Here is a 22,424-nt window from a genome sequence, read left to right as displayed (position 1 = left end):
GAATACGATTATGAATATGGCAGTAGAATTAAAATCAGCATCAAAATCAGCACATTTAAGCCCTGAACAAGTTCAGGAATTTGGTCGCCGTGTCGAAGAAATCCGTTTAAACGTGATGAAGAATCTGGGTGAAGAAGACTCAAAATATATCTACAAAGTACGTAACTTTGTGCGTTATACCGAAATCGCATCTCGTGGCATGTTGATGTTTGGTGGTTGGATTCCACCTGTATGGCTGGTGGGGACAGCCATGCTCGGTGTGTCTAAAATCGTGGAAAATATGGAACTTGGACATAATGTGATGCACGGTCAGTTTGACTGGCTCAATGACCCAAGTTTGCGTGGCGAAAACTACGATTGGGACAATACCTGTTCAGGTAATGACTGGCGTTATACCCATAACTATATGCACCACACTTATACCAATATTATTGGGCAAGACCACGATGTTGGTTATGGCATCCTGCGTGTCAGCGACAAACAGGAATGGATGCCATTAAACTTATTGAATATTCCGTTGGCATTACAATTGATGTTCTTCTTCCAATGGTATGTGGGTGTGCAAAACCTGCATTTGGAAGATGCGATTATCCATAAAACCAAAAGCTGGAAACAAGTGTGGGCAGATTCGGCGGAGTTCCGTAAAAAGGCAACTCGTCAAACTTTAAAGGATTATGTGTTCTTCCCTGCGATTGCGACCATCAACTTTATTCCTGTATTGGCGGGCAATGCAGTCGCAAATATTATGCGTAATCTGTGGGCTTCTGCGGTGATTTTTAATGGTCACTTTACTGAAGACGCAGAAATTTTTGAACCTGACAATACTGCAACGGAAACCAAAGCAGAGTGGTATTTACGTCAGATTCGTGGCTCAAGTAACTTTACGGGTGGTAAATGGATGCACTTTATGAGTGGTAATTTGAGTCATCAAATTGAACACCATTTATTCCCTGATATGCCTGCCAATCGTTATGAACAAGTTGCGCCACAAATCCGTGCTTTATGTGCTGAATATGGCATCAACTATAATGAAGCCAACTTTATGAAACAGTTTGGTACTGTTTGGGTGGCTTTGGCGAAATGTTCATTGCCAAATGATGTACGTGGTCATCTTACTCAAGCGGTAAGCAAACTCAAGGCAAAATTGAAATTTGCTTAAATAAGTGAATTGTAACGAATAAGTAAAACGGAAAGCGCGTGTAATTGAGATATACTATGGTGCAATTATATTTGTGCCATAGTTTTAAGGAATCATTATGCGTATTGACCAAAGAACATTAGACCAATTACGTGAGGTAAAAATTACCCGTAACTATACCCGCTATGCAGAAGGGTCAGTTTTGGTTGAATTTGGTCATACCAAGGTGTTGTGTACAGCGAGTATTGATAACTCAGTACCTCGTTTTTTGAAAGGACAGGGGCAAGGCTGGGTCACTGCGGAATATGGCATGTTGCCGCGTTCAACGCATACACGAAGTGATCGTGAGGCGGCACGGGGGAAACAGACGGGCCGTACCCAGGAAATCCAGCGTTTGATTGGCCGTAGCCTAAGAGCAATGGTTGACCTGAAAAAGCTCGGTGAAAACACCATCACCATCGACTGTGATGTGATACAGGCAGATGGCGGTACGCGTACCGCAGCAATTACAGGGGCGGCGGTTGCACTGGTTGATGCGATGAATGTGTTGCTCAGCAACAAGAAAATTAAACAGGACCCGTTAAAAGGTCTGGTGGCAGCCATCTCGGTGGGGATGTATCAGGACGAGGTTTTACTCGACCTCTGCTACGAAGAAGATTCAAATTGCCAAACGGATTTAAACGTGGTGATGACACAGGCTGGTGAATTTATTGAGATTCAGGGAACGGCAGAAGACAAGCCGTTTACCCGTAGCCAGTGTAATGCCATGTTGGAGCTTGCAGAAAAAGGAATCGCACAACTGATTCAGAAACAACAGCAGGCTCTCGGTTGGTAATTTCCAGTTGATAGTGCAGGCGGTCTGGCTACTTTAGACCGCCTTTTTTTTGTCCAATTGATTATTGCTATTTGAATACAAAAATATAAAGGCTGAATGGAATAAGCCCAAGCCAAAAGAGAAATCCCATCAAAATGACTTCAAAACTGTCTATATCGACATTTTGCCCAAAGCGATAACAGTAAACAATTCCATAGCCTGTCGCACGAACTACCATTTCAACAATGATTTCTAAGAGGATATTCACCAGAATAAAGCGAAAGATAGCACTGATAATATGAAAACCAACTTCAAAAATAATTTCCATTGTTACAATTATTTATTCTTTTCATAAATTGAATGGCTTGGATTGTATATTTACATAGAATGGAATAAAAATAGACAGAAAAACACCATCCTCAACATAAATTCACTTAGCCTGTGTATGTTGTAACAAAGCCAGCAAATTCATCTCACTTTGCCCTGCTAGATTAAGCAAATCAAACAGGAACAATAAATAGGGATAATCATGTTACAGGTTTTTTTAGTATTTCTTACCGCAGTGACTTTCGTTCTCATGGCAGCCGATCCACGTCCAACTGATTCAACTGAAGCCAAGTCAGCTTGGACTGAACAGCTCAAAACATCTGAAACTCCAAAGGTTGCAGATGCTTCGGCTAAAGATAAAACAACTGTAGAGGAAGATGATTCCGAACAGGTTTAGCCGTTAAAACGCATGGATAAATCAACAGCTCTTACATCCTTGGTCAATACGCCCATCGAAATATAGTCAACCCCTGTGCTGGCAACTTCACGTAGGTTCTCAATGGTGATATTGCCTGATGCTTCCAATTTGCAACGTCTTGCAACATGCTTCACTGCATCAATCATTTGCTGTTGGCTAAAATTATCCAGCATCACAATATCCGCACCTGCTTCAAGCGCCTGATTCAGTTCATCCCAGGTTTCAACCTCAACCTCAACAGCTTTTCCTGGGGCAATCTCATGGGCTTTGGCAATTGCCTGAGCAATTCCACCTGCCGCCATAATATGGTTTTCCTTGATCAGGAATGCATCAAACAAACCTAAACGGTGGTTTTGTCCGCCACCGATACCAACCGCATATTTTTGCGCAATACGCAGGCCTGGTAATGTTTTACGAGTATCCAATAGTTTGGTATGTAAACCATCCAGTTGTTTTACATAGCTTGCGGTTTTGGTTGCCACCGCAGACAGGGTTTGGATGAAGTTCAATGCAGGGCGTTCTACTGTTAAAAGACTACGGGCAGAACCAGCAAGCTTTAAAAATGCTTCATTGGCTGCAACCACTTCACCCTCTTGTTTTAACCAAGTGACTTGAACGGTATTGTCATAAGCCTGAATCAATGCATTGACCCAAGGCTGTCCTGCCAACACCATCTCTTCACGGCTAATAATGGTTGCAGTGGCCTGTTCATCCGCTGGTGTGAGCAGGGCAGTGATGTCGCCGTCCCCAATATCTTCCTGTAATGCTTGCTGAATATTGATTTGAATAGATTGTTCAAGCAAAGATTGTGGGATGCTCATATGATTTCCAGTAGATGTTGACCAAAAAACTTGGGGCTTATCTTAGCATTCTCTTGATAAAAAAGGATATGTCATCACAGGATAGAATGAAAGTGTAAATATAATGTGAAAACTAAAATTAGTTCACGAAAATGATTTAAAAATTGTGAATAATAAGTAATCAATTATGGTGATTTTTATAAAATTTAAAATTTTTAATATCAATAAGTTATATTTTTAATTACAAAAAATTACATTTTGCGCTTAACTTCTCGCCCTCTCGTTTGTATTCATATATGTGAAAACCAAAATTAATAGAGTTTTTACATTGATTTTTATTTCATCTTGGAAACTAAATTAAAGGAGAAAATGATGATTTGGGGCGATCCTATTTATAAGTTAGGCTCAATATATCTTGAGAAAGTATTACACAATATGGAATCATCAAATGACCAGTTGAAATTGGGTGAAACAGGAAAGAAAGGTATTCAGCCAAGATATGTAATTTTCACAATCCAAGGAGAGTCTCGGGCTTATCATGGTGGAAGTCATATGCCTGATAAGGAAAATCCTGATGGTTATATCCCAAAAAATATTTCAGAAAAATCTTTTAGTTACGAAGAAATTCTGGAAGCTAAAAAACTGCTGAACAGTTAGGTATATAACTCATATTAGCCCTTTGACTTATGTTTTGGGGCTAGCTAATTATATAAACAAAGAAAAGATATGAACTTATTTTTAGACTGTGAATTTAACGGTTTTGGTGGTGAACTGATTTCAATGGCATTGATTGATGAAGAGGGACATTATTTTTATGAAGTATTGGATTGTCCTCAACCTTTGACTTGGGTGACTGAAAATGTGATGCCCATACTTGCTCAAGCACCAATTTCACTTACTGAATTTCAAAATAAATTAAGTTTATTTTTGAATGAGTATGATGAAATACATGTGGTTGCAGATTGGGCAGAAGATTTATCATTATTTACCCGTAGTCTTGTGCTTGGGGCAGGGCGAGCAATGCGAATACCGCCTTTAACTTTGGAGTTATGGAAGGGAACAATTAAATTTCCCTCTCAAGTTCCACATAATGCACTTTCGGATGCAGAAGCATTGGCTGATTCTTATAGGTTGCAATAACGCTATCTACCTGAGTTATGTTATATAGGAAACATAAAACTGTGAGTGGATCAGACTCAGCATGCAACAATTTAAAGTCCAAGATGGAATACTACACGGCGCAACACAAATCGCATCTCCCAATTTTAATGAACGTCCTTTGAATACTGAGATTCAGTTGATTGTGATCCATAACATTAGCCTGCCACCATCACAGTTTGGAGGCGGCTATATCCAGCAGTTTTTTCAGAATCAACTGGATTGGTCAATCCATCCTTATTTCCAGACCATTAAGGGCATGCAGGTTTCCGCCCATCTGTTGATCTTGCGGACAGGAGAGGTCATTCAGTTCGTCAACTTTAATGACCGTTCATGGCATGCGGGACGTTCCAGTTATCTTGCCCAGAAAGAATGTAATGACTACTCCATCGGGATTGAGCTTGAGGGCAGTGATGACCTGTCTTTTGAGCCAGCACAATATCAGTCCCTGGTAGAGGTGGTGAAAGTTCTGCGCAAAGCTTATCCAAAAATTCAAAACCATATTGCAGGGCACTCGGATATTGCACCAAAACGTAAGACCGACCCAGGGTTGTATTTTGACTGGCAATTGTTCCGTCAGTTGTTATCTGAAAAAACATCAACCGATTTATGATTTCACAACGAAATCTATTTTAACTTTCATTACAATAACGCTTTTTAAAGATAAGCCGTAGGTGAGTGCGATGGCATTGTGGCGATCGACTGTAATTGTCAGTGCAATGACGATGTTATCCCGAATTTTGGGTTTGGTACGCGATGTGGTGCTGCTCAATGTATTTGGTGCGGGTAAGGACTTTGATACCTTTGTCGTTGCCTTTCGTATTCCCAATTTTTTTCGGCGTCTGTTTGCTGAGGGGGCATTTTCCCAGGCCTTTATTCCTGTCCTGACAGAATATAAGACCAGTCGTGCCCATGCCGAAGTTCAGATCCTGATTAGCCGTGTCTTTGGTTGTCTAATCACCGCAATGACCTTGCTGACCTTTGTGGCGATGGTTGCCGCACCTGCAATTATTTATCTGTATGCGCCTGGTTTCCACAATGATCCTGAGAAATTTGATCTCGCGGTCAGTATGTTCCGTCTGACCATTCCATATCTGATGTTTATGTCATTGACAGCATTTGCCAGCAGTATCCTGAACAGTTATGGCTCATTTGCCTCACCTGCGTTTTCACCTGTATTGCTAAATGTGGCCATGATTGCAGGGGCGTGGTGGTTAACCCCCTATATGGCTGAGCCGATTATGGCGCTGGGTTGGGCCGTGGTGGCTGCGGGTATTTTGCAGCTTGCCATCCAGATTCCTGAATTATGGAAAAAGAACCTGCTGATTCCACCCAAGGTTGATTTTAAACACGAGGGTGTCGACCGTATTTTAAAGCTGATGCTGCCAGCATTGTTTGGTGTGTCAGTCACACAGATCAACCTATTGCTGAATACTATCTGGGCATCATTTATGCAGGATGGTTCGGTTTCCTGGCTCTATAGCGCAGAACGGATGACTGAACTGCCTTTGGGCTTGATCGGTGTGGCGATTGGCACAGTGATTCTGCCATCACTTTCGGCCCGCCATGCCGAACAGGACCAAGCCAAATTTAGGAGCATGATTGATTGGGCAGCCAAGATCATTATGTTGGTGGGCATTCCTGCAAGTATTGCCCTATTTATGTTGTCTACACCGATTATTCAGGCATTGTTCCAGCGTGGTGAATTTACTCTTGAAGATACACACATGACAGCATTGGCGTTGCAGTGTATGAGTGCTGGTGTGATTTCTTTCATGTTGATTAAGGTGTTTGCACCAGGCTTCTATGCTCAGCAAGATACCAAGACGCCTGTCCGTGTGGGGTTAATGGCGGTTGCGGCGAATGCCATTTTAAATGTGGTGTTTATCGGTTTCTTTAAGCTGATTGACTGGCATGCAGAACATATGGCTTTGGCGCTGGCTTCTTCAGGTTCTGCCTTGGTCAATGCAGGCATGCTGTATTTCTATTTGCATAAACGCAATATCTATCGCTTTGGAACTCACTGGAAAAAACTGGCAATGCAATTTACCATTGCCAACCTGACCATGATTGCTGCGCTTTGGTATGCACTGACTTGGTATCAGGGCGATATTTCACAGTGGTTACGGATTGCTGAAGTGGTTGGGTTGTGTGTTGTTGGGGTAGTGGCTTATGCTGTAGGATTGTTGGCAACAGGTTTTCGCCCAAGACATTTAAGGGCCTAATACCTCTCTAAAAAAACTAAACCCTCCTGATGGAGGGTTTTTTTACTATTTAACTTCAAGTAATTCAATATCAAAAATCAGGGTACTGTTGGGGCCGATTGCATCACCTGCACCAACATCTCCATAGGCCAAATTGGCTGGAATAAAGAAACGGCTTTTACCACCCTCTTTCATGGTTTGCACACCCTCAGTCCAACCAGCAATCACTTGGTTCAGTTTAAACTCAATTGGATGGTTGCGGGCAATTGAGCTGTCAAACACAGTGCCATCCAGTAAACGACCTTCGTAGTTTACTTTAACTGTAGAGGTTGCCTTTGGAGATTTCCCTTTGCCTTCCTGCAAAATCTGGTACTGCAAGCCTGACTTGGTGGTTACGATGCCTGTCTTTTGACCATTTTCAGCGAGGAATGTTTTACCAGCAAGTTCATTTTTCTGGCCAACTTCCTGAAACTCAATCAGCTGTTTCGCCTCTAAACGTTTTTTATATTGGTTGAGTACCTTTGCCATGTCTTCATCAGTCAAAGACGCGGCTTTTCCTTGAACAGCTTCCTGTAATCCCTGAACAAAAGTTTCAATATTCAGATCTTTTAGGGTTTCGGCGTTGCCTTTGCCCATTAAGTAACCGTAACTATAGCCCAGTTGATCTTTTTGTGGGCTTTTTAGCGTAATTGGTGCAGCGTGGACTGTACCAAAAGTTGAAGCTATTAAAATAAGGCTTAATTTTTTCATTATTTCTTCCAAAATAAAGGAGAGCACATGCTCTCCCTATTAATCAGTTATTTTACAGCAATGAGTTCTACATCAAAGATTAAGGTACTATTTGGTGGAATAGAACCAGGTACACCCTGAGCACCGTAACCCAGGTTTGCTGGGATATAGAATGTGGCTTTACCACCCTCTTTCATAAGCTGTAGACCCTCGGTCCAGCCTGGAATGACTTGATTCAATGGGAATTCAATTGGTTCACCACGGTCGTAGGAACTGTCAAACACCTTGCCATCAGTGAGCTGTCCCTTATAGTGAACTTTCACCACAGAAGTGGCGGTAGGCTGCTTGCCCGTACCTTCAGTAATGATTTTATACTGCAAACCTGAAGCAGTGGTTTTAACGCCGTCTTTTTTAGCATTTTCAGTGAGGAATGAATTACTTGTTGCCTCTGCTTTCTTTGTCTCGTTCAATTGCTTTTGTTGTAATTCTTTTTGGAATTCCATATACGCGGCTTGTAATTCCTCTTCAGTATAGGCAGCAGGCTTTTGTGCATGCGCATCACGGAAACCCGTAATAAATGCACCTGTTTCCAATTCAGGTGGAGTCTGCTTTGCAACTTCATAACCTAGCGCATAACTGATTTTTGCAACAGGTGCCGCATTTTTATCTGCTTTTGTGCCTAGCTCAGTCGCTGGGTGTTGAGTTGCATAATAAATTGGAACAAGGGCTGCACCAGCTAAAACAACTGCAACCACAACAGGTAAAGCTTTACTCATTGAACTATCCAGAATGAAATCTTCATAAAAACCTGACAATGATCTTACCATGCTTGCGTAGTCGCTAGAATAATGAACAGTAAAAATGCAGGCTTTTTATATGAGGATTTTGTGTTTTGATCAAATAAATAAGTTTTTTATTTTAACAATAAAAAACAGGAAGCTGATAAGAGCTTCCTGTTTTGTAGGGATAATTAGCAAATAGGGTTAATTTGGCTGATATTGATACTGCTTGGTTTGATAGGCGGGTACCTGATCCAGAATCAGACCATCAATCTCGAGTCCTGCATTTTCAAAATAAGATTTTGCCAACTCAATATCTTTGAGTTGGGTTTGACCATATTGCACTAAACATAGGTTAAAGCCTGTGAACTGAGCAAGGGTCAAGCTATCCGATATCGTCAAAACAGGGGCAGCACTTAAAATGATGTAATCATATTGGGCTCGGACCTGCTGGATCAGTTGGGCAATATGCGTTTGATGAGAGGATATGGAAATCTCATCACTGCTTTGACCACGAACAATCAAGCTTAAATTTGGAGAAGCTGTATCTGTGACAATTTGCTCCAAACTAACCTGACCACGCAAATATTCACATAACCCAGGCTTTGTAGAAATATTGAAAAGTTGATCGAGTTGACCACGATAAAGATCACTATCGATGAGCAATACCTTTTTCCCTGTTTGGCTGAGATAAAGTGCCAAGTGTTGAGCAATAATATTCTGGTTCTGATCAGGAACAATGCTGGAGATAAGTGTCACATTATGCTGTCTTTGCTGTAATTTGAAAGTCAGGGTTGGAATAAACGTTTTAAGTGACTGTAATGACGCATTACTTTTTTTGCTGATTTCTGATAACTCGGCGTAGGTTTTCACCCCTACAGTTTGTTCAATCTCGTCTCGGTTGCGTACACCAGTTTTTAACATATTACGAATTAAGGCAATTAATATACCGATAAAGCCACCAACAAAAATAGACAGAACTAAAATAATGAGTTTACGTGGTTTAATTGGTCTGGTCGGCTCTACAGGATAATCCAGAATACGTAAATTGCCTGTTTCACCTGCTTTGGCCAAATTTAAAGATTGGTAGGTTCCCAATAAATTTGTATAAAGTTGGGTTTGAACCTGTACATCGCGATAATATTGCAGATATTGGCTTTGAGTGTTGGGTAGTTTCTTTAAGGCACCATTCAACTCATTTATTTTCTTGTTGAAGACACCAAGCTGTGCATTAATTTCCTGCATCATTGGATGTTGAGCTGTGTATTGTGCTGCGAGCTCAGCCTGTTTCTGCTCCAACTGCACTTTTTGTGTTTCCAGTTCAACACTCTGTTTTAAATAAAGTGCTGATTCCTGTTGAATATCAATTGTGCCGTGGGCTTCACGGAAAGCATTAAACTTTCTTTCAGCCTGTTCCAAATTGTTCTTAAGTTCTGGTAATTGCTGATTTAAAAAAGACAAGGTTTTTTCTTTTTCAGCGGATTTAGTTGCCAGATTTTGTTCCTGATAAATTTCCAGGATATGATTGAGTACCTTTATAATATGGTCTTTATCTGCACCTTCATAATTGATCGTGATGATCCCTGTTTGTTTACCAAGCTCAGTTGCTTTAAAATCTTCTAATATTGCTTTGGTTGCGGTAAGAATAGATTGTTTTTGAACAATGTATCGCCCTTCAAGCGGCTGAGGGCTGGTGATGTCAATTGTCCATGTTGTTTTGAGAAGTCTAGGCGCTGTTTTTTGATTCACTGTCCCTTTAAATACTTCTAGTCCAGTCTTTTCTGAAATAAGGTTAAAACTTTGTCCATGAAAATTTAAAATCAAGTTCTGGTCGAGGTACTGTTTTGGAATATTAAATTGATGGATAGAAAATTTAGCTTTATGATTTTTAACTTGTACTTCATCAATCGTATAATTCGTCTGAAATTGATCTGTACTGAGTAATTTGTTAAGTAATGATTGTTCAGGCTGAATTTGAATATCCAAATTTAAGTCCTGAATGGTTTTTGCCAAGATCGAACGAGACTGTAAAATTTCAATCTCAGTTTGGATGGATTGCTGGTTACCTAAACTACCAAGACTCATCCCAGCTAAACTACCCAAAGCAGCAAGTTGAGAGTTTAATCCAGCAAGTCCATTTTGTTTGTTATCAATAATTTGAATTTTTGCATCAACAGAATATGTCCTTTTTGCGACTTTAAGATAGGCTGCTGCACAAACCAAGGTGAACACTGTACAAAAAACAATAAGTTTCCATTGTGTTAGGAGCGTAAAAAATAATTCTCTGAGATTAATTGTATCATCGGTCAGTTGTGCATTTTGATTCATAGGGAAACAACTATCTTAAATTTTAAAGAAATAACTTGTAGATTCTGGGGTATCTAAACTATTTATGCCTATTTACCTAATTGATCCAAACTATAAAGCGCATTTGAGAACGGTATAATCTGATTAATCATACGTTGCCAGCGAGTCAGACCAGTTGCATCAATATAAACAATGTCATTTTTTTGCATAGCAAACTGATTGGCTAAAGCTAGATTGCCTAAACTACTTAGGTTGAGTTGATAAATGGTTGAATGGCGATCATCTAGATTGGTGCGCATCACATAAATACGTGCAGCGCTTGCTGTATATGGATTAATTCCCTCACTTTCACCCAATACATCACTCAAGGTCATGCCTTGATCACGTAAAGTTAAAGCCTGACTTTTGCTGGATTCACCCATGATATAAAGTTTTTGGTTCTGTTTGGTATTGACAAAAATAGTGTCGTTGGGTTGGATTAAGAGTCTATGCAATGAGAAGCCACTTTTTTCCAAAGCAACTAGATTTAGATTGTAAGTGATGCCGTTGCGAATAAGTTGTACAGAAGTATTGTCGCCAGTCTCTGTATTAATTCCTCCAGCCATACCAAGAGCGGTATATAAACTGATCGGTTGATCATTGAGCGTATATTGTCCACTTTTCATAACCTGACCATTGACGAAATAACGGTTGCCTTCATAAGACAAGATACGAACAATGACATCAGGAGTCTTTAAATATTTGGCAAACTGACTACGCAAATAACGATTGGTTTCTGTCAGGGTTTTACCTGCAATATGGATTTGACCAATCAATGGAAGTTGAATATTCCCATTACTATCAATCGGATAGCCTATGCCTTTCGTATTATTCCCATCTTGTAGTGGCGGCGTTATTTGTGGGTAAGCCCATAACTGGATAGACAGGATGTCTCCCGAACTTAAGCGATATTGATGGTGTGCCGTATTAAATAAACGATCTAAATTATTTGCAGTCTGTGGAAATTGTAAATTTAATGAGGGTAGGTTTTCCTGAGAAAGAGGGATAATTGTAATTTCTGCACCTTGTTCAGTACGAAAACTTCCTTCCGCAGGTAAATCATGTGTTTGAAGTCCTGAAGTGATTGCACAGCTTGCAGCACTGATGCTTATTGTAAGCATAGAAAAAAGTTGGTAATACTTCACAAAAAAACCTTATTCAATGATATTGAGACTCAATCTTTCGTCATATTTTTTCTGATATCTTAAATGAATGAAAAAAACAGACAGACAGCTAAATTTTGGCGATTTTATCCTAAAAACCAAGAAAAAACATAACTTCTTTTAGTTTATATCTGTTATTAACATAGGTTCAATTTTGTAAAAAATAGGTTTGAAACTTTCAAATTATCCCTAAGTCATTAGAAATGAAAACATACTAACAAACTTGATGCATTTTGTTATATTATGCCACACCGTAATCTCCCAATTTGCTGAAAAATTGAATGCTTCATAAGCTTATTGAATATTTTAAGCTAGGTTGTGCTGTGATGATAAAATGTATTCATAATGAGTCCGACTTATCTTTGTTTTCAATAAATTATAAAACTTTAATTAAGTTTCTATAGCTTTTATTGGTTTTTAAGTTCAATGAGCATGTATTGGAGTAAGCAAAATGGTTAAATGAGTAAGTATGGATAAAATATGAAAATATTATTAACTGGTGGTGCTGGATTTATTGGTTCTGCTGTGGTTCGCCACATTATACAGAAAACAAATGATACCGTTTTAAATATAGATAAACTAACTTATGCGGGGAACTTGGAGTCATTAAAAGAAATTAATAGAGATTCTCGTTATCAATTCCAACAGATTGACATTTGTGATGCTTTAAAATTAGAACAAGCTTTTGAGCAATTTCAACCAGATGTCGTGATGCATCTAGCTGCTGAATCTCATGTTGATCGCTCTATTGATGGCCCTGCTACATTTATTGAAACCAATATTGTGGGAACATATACTTTATTGGAAGTGGCACGTAAATATTGGCAAAGTTTAGATGATAGTAGAAAAACTGGATTCCGTTTTCACCATATTTCTACGGATGAAGTCTATGGTGACTTAGAGGGCACAACAGATTTATTTACTGAGACAACACCCTATGCACCAAGTTCGCCTTATTCTGCAAGTAAGGCGAGTTCAGATCATCTAGTACGGGCCTGGCATAGAACCTATGGTTTACCTACGATTGTGACCAACTGTTCAAATAATTATGGTCCTTACCACTTCCCTGAAAAGTTGATTCCTTTAGTGATCCTAAATGCTTTGGATGGTAAAGCTTTACCCATTTATGGTAAAGGTGATCAAATTCGTGACTGGTTATTTGTCGAAGATCATGCCCGAGCATTATACTTGGTCGTCACTCAAGGTCTGGTTGGTGAAACCTATAATATTGGTGGGCATAATGAAAAGCAGAATATTGAGGTGGTCAAAACTATTTGTAAGATTCTGGATGAGTTAAGACCACAAGCGAATGCCCAGCCTTATGAAAGTTTAGTTACTTTTGTGAAAGATCGTCCAGGCCATGATCTACGTTATGCGATTGATGCTGCGAAAATAGAAAGAGAACTTGGCTGGAAACCTCAAGAAACGTTTGAAACAGGTATCCGTAAAACGGTTGAATGGTATTTAAACAATCAAGAATGGGTGCAACATGTTCAAAGTGGTGAGTATCAAAATTGGATGAAACAACAGTATCAGATTATAGAAGAAACCAATTTAAGTTATTAATGTTATGAAAATATTATTGCTAGGAAAAAACGGCCAGGTTGGGTGGGAGTTGCAGCGAGCGCTTCAGCCTCTTGGCGAAGTGATTGCTTTAGATCGCCAACAGAGTTTAGAGGGGTTGAGTGGCAATGTTTCAAACTTTGCGGCAATTTCACATGTTTTTGAACAAGTTCGACCGAATATTGTAGTGAATGCAACTGCCTATACTGCTGTGGATAAAGCAGAATCTGATTTAGACCAAGCACATTTAATTAATTGTTTAGCGGTTAAACACTTGGCAGAAGAGTGTCAAAAATATCAAGCGCTTTTAATACATTATTCCACTGACTATGTATTTGATGGTAATGGTGTAAATGCATGGAAAGAAGATGATTATACATCTCCTGTTAATTTTTATGGCAAAACCAAGCGTGATGGTGAGATTGTTTTAGAGCAAAGTGGTACAGCATTTGTTAATTTTAGGACATGTTGGGTTTATGCTTCACGTGGTAACAATTTTATTAAAACAATGCTTAAGCTTGGTCAAATTAAAGATGAATTAAATATTATTCATGACCAAGTTGGCGTGCCAACAGGGGCTGCTTTGATTGCAGATGTAACGGCTCAAGCTATTCGTTATTATTTATTGCGATCTCCTGAGCAAAAGAAACAATTGCATGGGCATTATCATTTAGCTCCAGCGGGTGAAACGAATTGGTATGATTATGCACAGTTTATTTTTACTGTGGCAACTGAACACAGGTATGAACTTACATTAAAAAAAGTTCATCCTATAGAAACAAAAGATTATCCAACGCTAGCAAAAAGACCTTTGAATTCGAGGTTGAATACTGATAAGTTGCAACAAAATTTTGAAATACATTTACCAAGTTGGCAGCAAGGTGTAACACAAGTATTAGAGGAGCTGTTCTCATGAATCAAAAAAAACAACGTAAAGGTATAATTCTAGCTGGTGGTTCAGGGACTCGTTTATATCCCATCACAATGGGTACATCAAAACAGTTGCTCCCAATTTATGATAAACCAATGATTTACTATCCGCTTTCAGTCTTAATGTTAGCTGGTATTAATGAGATATTAATTATATCAACCCCAGAAGATCTATCAAACTATGAAAAAATGTTAGGTACAGGCGAAGAGATTGGTTTAAAACTTTCATATAAGATTCAGCCATCACCTGATGGGCTTGCTCAGGCATTTATTATTGGTGAAGAGTTTATTGGTGATGATGATGTCTGTTTGATTCTGGGTGATAATATTTTTTATGGTCAACACTTTAGTGAACAGTTATTACGTGCAGCAGCAAGAGAAAGTGGAGCGACTGTATTTGGTTATTATGTAAATGATCCAGAACGTTTTGGTGTAGTGGATTTTAATGCTTCAGGTAGGGCATTAAGTATTGAAGAGAAGCCTGAACAGCCAAAATCAAATTATGCAGTTACAGGACTTTATTTTTACGATAATAAAGTTGTTGAAATTTCTAAAAATATCAAGCCATCTCATCGCGGAGAGCTGGAAATTACTGATGTAAATAATATTTATTTACAACAGCAAGAGTTAAATGTTGAATTGTTGGGACGTGGTTTTGCCTGGTTGGATACGGGTACGCATGATTCTTTGTTGGAAGCAAGTCAGTTTGTTCAGACGATTGAGCATCGCCAAGGGTTGAAAGTTGCGTGTTTAGAAGAAATTGCATTTAACAATGGCTGGATTAATAAAGAACGGTTATTGGTTAGAGCTAATTTTTTCAAGAAAACAGGTTATGGTCAATATTTACTGAAATTATATCAGGAACAGTAAACCTCTATTAAAGCGTAAATACAAATTATTTGAGTTGAATGAATGAATATTATTGAAACAAAGATTAAAGGTCTACTCATCCTTGAACCTCGTGTATTTGGCGATGAGCGTGGTTGGTTTATGGAGAGTTTTAACCAGAAAAACTTTGAGCAGGTTTTAGTTGAGCGTGGTCTTGAAGTTCCAGACTTTGTTCAGGATAATCATTCTTATTCACAGAAAGGTGTATTAAGGGGGTTGCATTATCAATTAAATCCATATGCCCAAGGTAAACTTGTTCGCGTTGTTCAAGGACGGGCCTGGGATGTGGCAGTCGATATTCGAGAAGAATCACCGACATTTGGGCAGTGGGTGGGTGTGGAACTGACAGGTGAAAATCATAAGCAATTCTGGATTCCAGCTGGTTTTGCTCATGGGTTTATTGCACTTGAAGATAATACTCAGTTTTTATATAAAACCACAAATTATTATGATAAAGAAAGTGAGGGGGCAATATTATGGAATGACCCAAAAATTGCAATTGAATGGCCTTTGTCAGAAATTGAAGAAGTCCTCGTGAGTGATAAGGATGAGGTTGCTTTAAAAATTAAAGACGCTAAGTTATTTAAATAAGTGATATTTGATGGTTCGATCGCTTTGTGCACATGATTGATTTGAACTAATCAGAATGATATGAGTTATGTACCTTGATCACACTATTTAGTAAGCTTATAGATACCGAAGAGAAAAAAAGGTTTATTACAAACTTTTTTTCTTTAGCAACACTTCAGGGCCTTAATTATATTCTACCATTATTAACACTACCTTATCTTGTAAGAGTTTTGGGTGCTGAAAAATTTGGTTTATTAGCTTTTGCAACAGCAATTGTGGGCTATTTTATAGTTTTAACGGATTATGGTTTTAATTTTACGGCTACTCGAGAAATTTCATTAAATAAAGAGAATAAAGAAAAGCTTAATGAGATTTTTAGTTCAGTAATGATTATTAAATCTGTATTATTTTTTGTTTCTCTTATTATATTAACACTTTTAATTATTTTTTTTCATAAATTTAATGTAAACCCTTGGTTGTATTATTTAACCTTTGGGAGCGTGCTGGGGCAAATCCTATTTCCTGTATGGTTTTTTCAGGGGATGGAACAAATGCGTTATATTACAATTATAAATATTATATCTAAAGTTTTTTTTACTATTGCTATTTTTATACTCGTTAAAAATAGTTCAGATTATTTGCTAGTTCCATTCTTGACCTCATTAGGTACGATCTTTGCTGGGGTGTATTCATTAATTTTAATTAGGAAAAATTTTAAGATAAAGTTTGAAATCCCAAAAACTAATGTAATTTTGAGTTATTTAAAGGGTGGGTTGAATTTATTTTTCACATCTGTGTTGAGTAATTTACTAACATCTTCTGGAACTGTAATTTTATCTTTTGTATCAACAAATACGGTCGTAGGATACTATTCTGCAGCAGAAAAACTATTCAGAGCGATTGTTGGATTATTTACACCGATCACTCAAGCACTTTATCCGATAAGTTGTAGAAAGGTGAATCAAGAAAGCAATGCTAAACTATATATTAAAAAACTGGCAATAATAATTGGTGGGATGGCCTTGCTCGTTGGAATGTTGGTAACAATCTTTTCTGAAAAAATTATTACTTTAGTTTATGGAGTAGCATTTCAATCATATAGCTATATTTTAGCTATTATGATGATTTGGCTATTCTTTGGTGTAGTGAATAACATCATCGGTATACAATATTTATCAGCATCTAGAAAAGACAAATTTTATACTTCTTCTTTCGTTGTCGCTGGTTTAGTTACAATGATATTAAATTTAGTATTAATCCCACATTTATTTATCAATGGCGTACTTATTTCAATGATTGTAGGTGAAATACTTCTATCTATTTGCATGTTGGCGCTAATTTTTAGGTTTAAATTATGAAAAAAGTACTTATTATCTTTGGTACACGTCCAGAAGCTATTAAAATGGCACCATTAGTTAAAGAGTTTAAAAGGGATTGTAAGAACTTTGAAACTCGTGTTTGTGTAACTGCACAACATAGACAGATGTTGGATCAAGTTTTAGAAATATTTGATATCGTTCCAGAATATGATTTAAATATTATGAAGACTGGGCAGGATCTATATGATATTACAGCGAATGTTTTAATTGGTATAAGAGATGTATTAGGGGATTTTAAGCCTGACATTGTGTTTGTACATGGAGATACATCAACAACATTCTCTGCAAGTTTAGCTGCATTTTATTCTAAAATTAAAGTTGGTCATATTGAAGCAGGTCTTAGAACTTATGATATTTACTCACCTTGGCCAGAGGAAGGAAATCGCCAACTGACAGGAGTCTTAGCAAATTATCATTTTGCACCTACTCAACAAAGTGAAGAAAATCTCTTAAAAGAAGGCAAAAACTTAAGTGATATATATGTAACTGGAAATACAGTTATCGATGCCTTAATGCACGTTTTACAAAGAATTGATAGTCAGCCAGAATTAAAAGTAAAAATAAAAGCGAAAATTAGTAGCCAGTATCAATTGGATGAGACAAGAAGAGTTATTTTAGTTACTGGACATAGACGTGAGAACTTTGGACAAGGGTTCATTAATATTTGTGAAGGCCTGAAAGAAATAGCCCAGAAGAATCCTGATGTTGATATTGTCTACCCTGTACATTTAAATCCGAACGTACAGAAACCTGCAAGTGAAATTCTTTCTGGTATTGAAAACGTGTATTTGATAGATCCACTTCAGTATGAGGAGTTTATTTATCTGATGAATCAATCTTATTTCATTATTACCGATAGTGGTGGTATTCAAGAAGAAGCACCTTCTTTAGGTAAGCCAGTTCTAGTAATGCGTGATACGACCGAAAGACCAGAAGCTGTAATTGCTGGGACTGTAAAATTGATTGGGTGCAATCGACAAGCACTGGTCAAAGAAGCTGAGACATTGCTTCGTGATCATGATAAATATGAAGCTATGTCTCGCGCCCATAATCCATATGGCGATGGCAAAGCCTGTGAGCGAATTGTTCAGGTGATTCAGGAGTTATAATGAAAATTGCATATTGTATCCGTAAAAACTGGAAAGTTGCACATGGTGGTGACGTTGTTCAGATGGTTAATACGAAAGCAGAAATTGAAAAAGCATATAATGTTGAAATCAGAATTATAGATAATATTAAAGATTTAAATGCTTTTTCACCAGATATTGCGCATATATTCAATATGCAGACGCTTGAAGAGAGTAGTGAATATGTTCAAGAGGCTAAATTGTTAGGTGCTAAAGTAGTACTTTCGACGATTTATTGGGAAATGAGCCATGCGAGATTTATTGATAATTTCGCAAAACTAGGATTTTTCTGTAATAGTGAAAATTATAAAAGGATGTATAAAATTTACAAAAATACAGAAGTTTATATGGCATCTATGTTTGGAAAACCCAAATCCGTAACCAAAAATTATAAAGATAAAGTAAGAAGCTTTCTTCAGGAGTTTGATTGGTATTTACCAAATTCTGAAGAAGAAATGCAAATTGTAAATGACACTTTTGGTACAAATTATAAAAACTATTCTGTGATTCCTAATAGCGTTGATTTTAATAAATTTCCTTATTTTTCAAATAAGCAAAGAAAAGGTTTTATATCAGCAGCACGAATAGAGCCAGTAAAAAATCAACTTCAACTTGTTGATATTTGTAGGACATCCAATTGGGATTTAACATTAGTAGGTGGAGTAGCACCGAATAATTTTAGATATTTAGAAGCTGTTAAGAAACATGCTATGGGTTCCAGTAGAATAAAGATTAATGCCCAAAACTTAGATCAAAATGAACTTGGATATCTATTTAACACTCATAAAGTTCATATACTAGCATCTTTTAGGGAGTCTCCAGGACTTAGTTCTTTAGAGGCATTAGGTAGTGGTATGAATGTGGTGGTATGTGATAGTGATTATTGTCCAATAGACACATACTTTAAGAGCTTAATTAATAAACATGTTTTTGTTTGTGATCCATATAGTAAAAAATCAATGCATAAAGCTATGCAGGCTGCTTATGAGTTAGATACACCTAGCACAAATGTATTGCTAAAATTTAATTGGACCAATACTGGTTATCAAACTTTTAAAGTTTACGAAAAACTAGTTAAAAATGATTTTCTAAATTAAATAGAGCTTTGAAAAACAAAAGTTTTAATGAGTTTAGCTTAGGTAGAGATTTATTGGAATTGAATGTATATAGATAAATTTTTGGAATTGAATTTATTTTATAGTTATTTTAATTTTAAATATTAACTGAGATTATATTTGCTAAGGTTTAGATAAAATGCACATTAATGGAAAGCAAATTATATACAGTTTTTTATTTTTTACCGTATTTTTTGTTATTACTAGGCAGATTCCATTTTCAGATTATTCTTTAATTGCTAATATTGCAGTGCTGCTTTTAGTATTTGGAATGATTGCATACAATCGATTGAATATTCTTAATATATCTTTTGTTTCTTTGTGGTTGTGTATTTTGGCTGAATATTCTTTGTTTCAGGGGAATGAGTTTTTACTGATTATACATTTTATGTTGGCTATTTTATTATTGTTGGCTAGTAATTTTGTTGAAAAAATTCCAAGAGTAATTTTGAAGATATTCTATATTTTAATTTCCTTTCAATCTATTTTTTTGATTTTTATGGAAATAATGCTTAATATGTTTTATACGCAAAATTCTTATTTGATTTTAAGAGAGTATTTTTTAGATAAAGGGTGGGGGGACTTGTATACTTATAATGGATACTTTTATAGGGTACAGGTGAAAGGTAATGCACTTATTCCAATCGCATTTTGTTTAGCTTTTATCAAAGAAGTGCAAGAATACATTAAATATGTTAAAATTTATAGGATTCTTGCTTTTATAGGTATATGTATTGCAGGTAATTTTGCTTTTTGGATTTCAACAGCATTGTTTATCGTTGGTTATTCGTTGTTCTTTGGCAAAAGTAAAACATTAAAATCAGTCATTATTGTTAGTGCAGTTGTTTTGATGTCTGGGTTCTTACTTGATTATGTGTCTGAGGTCCTTTCAAGAAAAAGTGACTCTCTGGGTACAAGAGGCGATCAGTATAATGTATTGATAAGTAGTTTAACTAACAATATTTCTAACTTTATTTTTGGCAGTGGGTTAGGTAGCACATTATCAGTTAGAACATCATTTCGAGATTATACTGGAGATATTTATTTTGAATTGCAAGGCATATATTATATATTTCAACTGGGTATTCTAAATTCTATTATTTTTTTTGGTCTAATGTGTTATTTTGCCTTAAAGAAAATTTATTATAAAGACTTGCTTTTTATCTATGCTGTATATGTTTCATATGCTATAAGTAATCCATATTTTCTGGATACAAATCATGTTGTGTTAATTATCGTTTTAAGGTTAATTTATGAATGTAGGAAAGAAAATAGGTTGTATAATAGTTCTATATAATCCTAACATGTCTATGTTGTTTACAATATTAAATGAGATATCTAATCAAGTCTCAAAAATTTATATCGTGGATAATTCTACTGTAGACCATTTTTTAGATTTTTCCAGCTATAGTAATGTGGTTTTTGAGAAATTAGGTAATAACATAGGGATTGCATCAGCTCAGAATATGGGTTTAAATTTTTTCAAAGATTATGAACATATCTTATTTTTGGATCAAGATAGTATTCCACCTAGAAATTTAGTTTCTACTTTGTTGGAAAATTACCTATTTTTGTTGAATAAAAATATTGATGTTGGAGCAGTTGGTCCACGCCCTTTTAACCGTGGTGAAAATAAAAAATATGAAGGTATTATTAAAAAAGGAAAAAAGTTATATAATAATATCACAGAAGTAGGGGAATTAATTAGTTCATCTTCTCTAATAGCCGTAGAAACTTTCAATAAAGTTGGATTATTGGAGGATGGTTTATTTATTGATGCAGTTGATCATGAATGGTGTTGGCGTGCTAAAGCAGTTGGTAATTATAGGTTTTTTATTATAGAAGATGTACTCTTGAGTCATCAACTTGGGGAGGGAGATAAGAATTTTTTAGGAATGAAGATTCATATTCCAGCACCAATTAGAACTTATTACCAATTTAGAAACTATATAAAGCTGTTGGATAGGAGTTATGTACCTTTCTATTGGAAGTTTTCTAATGGAATTAAATACTTTATTAAGTATTTTTACTATCCAGTATTTGTTAATAATGGAAAAAAATATGTGGAATACATGAATAGAGGTATCTCTGATGGATTTAAGGATAAAGATGGTTCTATTTAAATAATTTTAATAGTAAAGGATTTAAATAATGATGTTTTCTGTATTATTATCATTATATTTTAAAGAATCTCCACAATATTTTGAACAATCTCTTGTAAGTATTTGGGATTCTCAGACTATTAAACCTGATGAAATTGTATTAGTTCTTGATGGTCCTATTGGAGGAGAGCTTACGGAGTGTGTAGAATATTGGCAGAAAAAAATCGGTAACACTTTAAAAGTAGTGGCACTACCTGAAAATCTTGGCTTAGGCAAGGCCCTAAATGAAGGTTTGAAATATTGTACAAATGAATGGGTTTTTCGTATGGATACTGATGATATCTGTATAGAAGATCGTTTTGCTAAACAAGTTGGTTTTATAGAAAGTTATCCTAACATTGTTTTATTTGGTGGACAAATTTTAGAATTTAATCAAGATATTTCAGATGCCCATGTATTAAAAGCTGTACCTGAAAATCATAATCATATTAAGGTTTTTGCACAAAAGCGTTGCCCTTTTAATCACATGACTGTTGCTTATCAGCGAGATGCAATTATCAAGCTTGGTGGTTATCAGCATCATTTATTTATGGAAGATTATAATTTATGGTTGCGTGTAATAGCTGCTGGGTATGAGGTTGCAAATCTACCTGATGTAATTTTATATGCACGTGTAGGGAATGGTATGCACACAAGACGTAAGGGCTTGGAATATATTAAAAGTGAAAAAAAATTACTTGATTTAAAAAAAGAATTGAAGTTACAGCATCCGATTCATGCTAATATAATCTTTTTAATACGGTCAATGTTTCGACTACTACCATCCACGATGTTGGGGAAAATTTATAATAATTTTCTTAGGAAGAAAGTCTAA

23 protein-coding genes are annotated in these 22,424 nt (G+C 36.5%); 17 read left to right on the top strand and 6 right to left on the bottom strand.

Features of this window, described 5'->3' with window-relative positions; all coding sequences use genetic code 11:
• Positions 1 to 10: 10 nt before the first annotated feature.
• Together QTA56_RS15440 and rph are read left to right on the top strand one after the other, a co-directional pair.
• A complete protein-coding gene (locus QTA56_RS15440; protein WP_411956108.1) occupies positions 11 to 1,159 on the top strand; it encodes a fatty acid desaturase family protein in 1,149 nt (382 codons plus the stop codon).
• A gap of 97 nt (positions 1,160 to 1,256) precedes the next feature.
• The gene (gene rph / locus QTA56_RS15435; protein ID WP_267981877.1) at positions 1,257 to 1,973 is read left to right on the top strand and encodes a ribonuclease PH; all 717 of its coding nucleotides are present in this window, start codon (positions 1,257 to 1,259) and stop codon (positions 1,971 to 1,973) included.
• A 67-nt stretch (positions 1,974 to 2,040) separates the two neighbouring features.
• Here rph and QTA56_RS15430 read toward each other — a convergent pair whose 3' ends face one another.
• Positions 2,041 to 2,280, bottom strand: coding sequence for a hypothetical protein (locus tag QTA56_RS15430; protein ID WP_267981876.1), 240 nt, complete (start codon positions 2,278 to 2,280; stop codon positions 2,041 to 2,043).
• Positions 2,281 to 2,481: 201 nt separating this feature from the next.
• Between QTA56_RS15430 and QTA56_RS15425 the strand changes: the two genes are divergently transcribed.
• Positions 2,482 to 2,676, top strand: coding sequence for an ABZJ_00068 family colistin stress protein (locus QTA56_RS15425; RefSeq protein WP_004770040.1), 195 nt, complete (start codon positions 2,482 to 2,484; stop codon positions 2,674 to 2,676).
• Here QTA56_RS15425 and nadC read toward each other — a convergent pair.
• The gene (nadC, locus tag QTA56_RS15420) at positions 2,673 to 3,518 is read right to left on the bottom strand and encodes a carboxylating nicotinate-nucleotide diphosphorylase (RefSeq protein ID WP_267981875.1); all 846 of its coding nucleotides are present in this window, start codon (positions 3,516 to 3,518) and stop codon (positions 2,673 to 2,675) included. The genes QTA56_RS15425 and nadC overlap by 4 nt on opposite strands.
• 351 nt (positions 3,519 to 3,869) lie before the next feature.
• On the opposite strand from nadC, the gene QTA56_RS15415 reads away from it, so the two are divergent.
• The 4 genes from QTA56_RS15415 (at position 3,870) to murJ (ending at position 6,880) form a co-directional block, all read left to right on the top strand.
• Positions 3,870 to 4,154 carry a hypothetical protein gene (locus tag QTA56_RS15415; protein WP_267981874.1) on the top strand — a complete coding sequence of 95 codons (285 nt, stop codon included), beginning with the start codon at positions 3,870 to 3,872 and terminating at the stop codon, positions 4,152 to 4,154.
• A gap of 69 nt (positions 4,155 to 4,223) precedes the next feature.
• Complete coding sequence (locus QTA56_RS15410) at positions 4,224 to 4,637, top strand: hypothetical protein (protein ID WP_267981873.1); 414 nt, start codon at positions 4,224 to 4,226, stop codon at positions 4,635 to 4,637.
• A 61-nt stretch (positions 4,638 to 4,698) separates the two neighbouring features.
• Positions 4,699 to 5,268, top strand: a complete 570-nt coding sequence (gene ampD, locus QTA56_RS15405; protein ID WP_267981872.1) for a 1,6-anhydro-N-acetylmuramyl-L-alanine amidase AmpD — start codon at positions 4,699 to 4,701, stop codon at positions 5,266 to 5,268.
• A gap of 61 nt (positions 5,269 to 5,329) precedes the next feature.
• Positions 5,330 to 6,880 (top strand): murein biosynthesis integral membrane protein MurJ, encoded by a 1,551-nt coding sequence (murJ, locus tag QTA56_RS15400; protein WP_267981871.1) that lies wholly within the window; start codon positions 5,330 to 5,332, stop codon positions 6,878 to 6,880.
• A gap of 45 nt (positions 6,881 to 6,925) precedes the next feature.
• Here murJ and bamJ (QTA56_RS15395) read toward each other — a convergent pair whose 3' ends face one another.
• The 4 genes from bamJ (QTA56_RS15395) to QTA56_RS15380 all read right to left on the bottom strand — a co-directional run bounded on the left by bamJ (QTA56_RS15395) (position 6,926) and on the right by QTA56_RS15380 (position 11,858).
• The gene (bamJ, locus tag QTA56_RS15395) at positions 6,926 to 7,609 is read right to left on the bottom strand and encodes a BamJ family beta-barrel-assembly machinery protein (RefSeq protein ID WP_267981870.1); all 684 of its coding nucleotides are present in this window, start codon (positions 7,607 to 7,609) and stop codon (positions 6,926 to 6,928) included.
• 47 nt (positions 7,610 to 7,656) lie between these two features.
• Complete coding sequence (gene bamJ / locus QTA56_RS15390; RefSeq protein WP_267981869.1) at positions 7,657 to 8,364, bottom strand: BamJ family beta-barrel-assembly machinery protein; 708 nt, start codon at positions 8,362 to 8,364, stop codon at positions 7,657 to 7,659.
• A 207-nt stretch (positions 8,365 to 8,571) separates the two neighbouring features.
• On the bottom strand, positions 8,572 to 10,695 hold the full coding sequence (locus QTA56_RS15385; protein WP_267981868.1) for a GNVR domain-containing protein: 2,124 nt from the start codon (positions 10,693 to 10,695) through the stop codon (positions 8,572 to 8,574).
• A gap of 68 nt (positions 10,696 to 10,763) precedes the next feature.
• Complete coding sequence (locus QTA56_RS15380; protein WP_267981867.1) at positions 10,764 to 11,858, bottom strand: polysaccharide biosynthesis/export family protein; 1,095 nt, start codon at positions 11,856 to 11,858, stop codon at positions 10,764 to 10,766.
• Positions 11,859 to 12,356: 498 nt separating this feature from the next.
• Between QTA56_RS15380 and rfbB the strand changes: the two genes are divergently transcribed.
• From rfbB to QTA56_RS15330, 10 genes are all read left to right on the top strand, one after another.
• Entirely contained in the window at positions 12,357 to 13,442 is a 1,086-nt protein-coding gene (rfbB, locus tag QTA56_RS15375) for a dTDP-glucose 4,6-dehydratase (protein WP_267981866.1), read from the top strand.
• A gap of 4 nt (positions 13,443 to 13,446) precedes the next feature.
• Positions 13,447 to 14,355, top strand: coding sequence for a dTDP-4-dehydrorhamnose reductase (gene rfbD / locus QTA56_RS15370; protein WP_267981865.1), 909 nt, complete (start codon positions 13,447 to 13,449; stop codon positions 14,353 to 14,355).
• Positions 14,352 to 15,239 (top strand): glucose-1-phosphate thymidylyltransferase RfbA, encoded by an 888-nt coding sequence (gene rfbA / locus QTA56_RS15365; protein ID WP_267981864.1) that lies wholly within the window; start codon positions 14,352 to 14,354, stop codon positions 15,237 to 15,239. Before rfbD ends, rfbA begins: the two co-directional genes overlap by 4 nt.
• Before the next feature lie 42 nt (positions 15,240 to 15,281).
• Complete coding sequence (gene rfbC, locus QTA56_RS15360) at positions 15,282 to 15,848, top strand: dTDP-4-dehydrorhamnose 3,5-epimerase (RefSeq protein WP_267981863.1); 567 nt, start codon at positions 15,282 to 15,284, stop codon at positions 15,846 to 15,848.
• A gap of 74 nt (positions 15,849 to 15,922) precedes the next feature.
• Complete coding sequence (locus tag QTA56_RS15355) at positions 15,923 to 17,185, top strand: flippase (protein ID WP_267981862.1); 1,263 nt, start codon at positions 15,923 to 15,925, stop codon at positions 17,183 to 17,185.
• Complete coding sequence (gene wecB, locus QTA56_RS15350; RefSeq protein WP_267981861.1) at positions 17,182 to 18,315, top strand: non-hydrolyzing UDP-N-acetylglucosamine 2-epimerase; 1,134 nt, start codon at positions 17,182 to 17,184, stop codon at positions 18,313 to 18,315. Before QTA56_RS15355 ends, wecB begins: the two co-directional genes overlap by 4 nt.
• Positions 18,315 to 19,430, top strand: coding sequence for a glycosyltransferase (locus tag QTA56_RS15345; protein WP_267981860.1), 1,116 nt, complete (start codon positions 18,315 to 18,317; stop codon positions 19,428 to 19,430). Before wecB ends, QTA56_RS15345 begins: the two co-directional genes overlap by 1 nt.
• Positions 19,431 to 19,587: 157 nt before the next feature.
• Positions 19,588 to 20,745, top strand: coding sequence for a hypothetical protein (locus QTA56_RS15340; RefSeq protein WP_267981859.1), 1,158 nt, complete (start codon positions 19,588 to 19,590; stop codon positions 20,743 to 20,745).
• On the top strand, positions 20,702 to 21,571 hold the full coding sequence (locus QTA56_RS15335) for a glycosyltransferase family 2 protein (RefSeq protein ID WP_267981858.1): 870 nt from the start codon (positions 20,702 to 20,704) through the stop codon (positions 21,569 to 21,571). The genes QTA56_RS15340 and QTA56_RS15335 overlap by 44 nt, the downstream gene beginning before the upstream one ends.
• Positions 21,572 to 21,599: 28 nt before the next feature.
• Entirely contained in the window at positions 21,600 to 22,424 is an 825-nt protein-coding gene (locus QTA56_RS15330) for a glycosyltransferase (protein WP_289821556.1), read from the top strand.

Origin of the sequence: Acinetobacter thutiue (genome assembly GCF_030385805.1) — a bacterium.
GTDB lineage: Bacteria > Pseudomonadota > Gammaproteobacteria > Pseudomonadales > Moraxellaceae > Acinetobacter > Acinetobacter corruptisaponis.
The sequence above is the reverse complement of the archived record's forward strand: the minus strand, read 5'-3'. Positions and strand labels throughout refer to the sequence as shown.

Excerpts from the sequence above, each read along its gene's own strand:
- QTA56_RS15440 (WP_411956108.1), top strand. The coding sequence starts at position 11 with ATGAATATGGCAGTAGAATTAAAATCAGCATCAAAATCAGCACATTTA.
- rph (WP_267981877.1), top strand. The coding sequence starts at position 1,257 with ATGCGTATTGACCAAAGAACATTAGACCAATTACGTGAGGTAAAAATT.
- QTA56_RS15430 (WP_267981876.1), bottom strand. The coding sequence starts at position 2,280 with ATGGAAATTATTTTTGAAGTTGGTTTTCATATTATCAGTGCTATCTTT.
- QTA56_RS15425 (WP_004770040.1), top strand. The coding sequence starts at position 2,482 with ATGTTACAGGTTTTTTTAGTATTTCTTACCGCAGTGACTTTCGTTCTC.
- nadC (WP_267981875.1), bottom strand. The coding sequence starts at position 3,518 with ATGAGCATCCCACAATCTTTGCTTGAACAATCTATTCAAATCAATATT.
- QTA56_RS15415 (WP_267981874.1), top strand. The coding sequence starts at position 3,870 with ATGATTTGGGGCGATCCTATTTATAAGTTAGGCTCAATATATCTTGAG.
- QTA56_RS15410 (WP_267981873.1), top strand. The coding sequence starts at position 4,224 with ATGAACTTATTTTTAGACTGTGAATTTAACGGTTTTGGTGGTGAACTG.
- ampD (WP_267981872.1), top strand. The coding sequence starts at position 4,699 with ATGCAACAATTTAAAGTCCAAGATGGAATACTACACGGCGCAACACAA.
- bamJ (WP_267981870.1), bottom strand. The coding sequence starts at position 7,609 with ATGAAAAAATTAAGCCTTATTTTAATAGCTTCAACTTTTGGTACAGTC.
- bamJ (WP_267981869.1), bottom strand. The coding sequence starts at position 8,364 with ATGAGTAAAGCTTTACCTGTTGTGGTTGCAGTTGTTTTAGCTGGTGCA.
- QTA56_RS15385 (WP_267981868.1), bottom strand. The coding sequence starts at position 10,695 with ATGAATCAAAATGCACAACTGACCGATGATACAATTAATCTCAGAGAA.
- rfbB (WP_267981866.1), top strand. The coding sequence starts at position 12,357 with ATGAAAATATTATTAACTGGTGGTGCTGGATTTATTGGTTCTGCTGTG.
- rfbD (WP_267981865.1), top strand. The coding sequence starts at position 13,447 with ATGAAAATATTATTGCTAGGAAAAAACGGCCAGGTTGGGTGGGAGTTG.
- rfbA (WP_267981864.1), top strand. The coding sequence starts at position 14,352 with ATGAATCAAAAAAAACAACGTAAAGGTATAATTCTAGCTGGTGGTTCA.
- rfbC (WP_267981863.1), top strand. The coding sequence starts at position 15,282 with ATGAATATTATTGAAACAAAGATTAAAGGTCTACTCATCCTTGAACCT.
- wecB (WP_267981861.1), top strand. The coding sequence starts at position 17,182 with ATGAAAAAAGTACTTATTATCTTTGGTACACGTCCAGAAGCTATTAAA.
- QTA56_RS15345 (WP_267981860.1), top strand. The coding sequence starts at position 18,315 with ATGAAAATTGCATATTGTATCCGTAAAAACTGGAAAGTTGCACATGGT.
- QTA56_RS15340 (WP_267981859.1), top strand. The coding sequence starts at position 19,588 with ATGCACATTAATGGAAAGCAAATTATATACAGTTTTTTATTTTTTACC.
- QTA56_RS15335 (WP_267981858.1), top strand. The coding sequence starts at position 20,702 with ATGAATGTAGGAAAGAAAATAGGTTGTATAATAGTTCTATATAATCCT.
- QTA56_RS15330 (WP_289821556.1), top strand. The coding sequence starts at position 21,600 with ATGATGTTTTCTGTATTATTATCATTATATTTTAAAGAATCTCCACAA.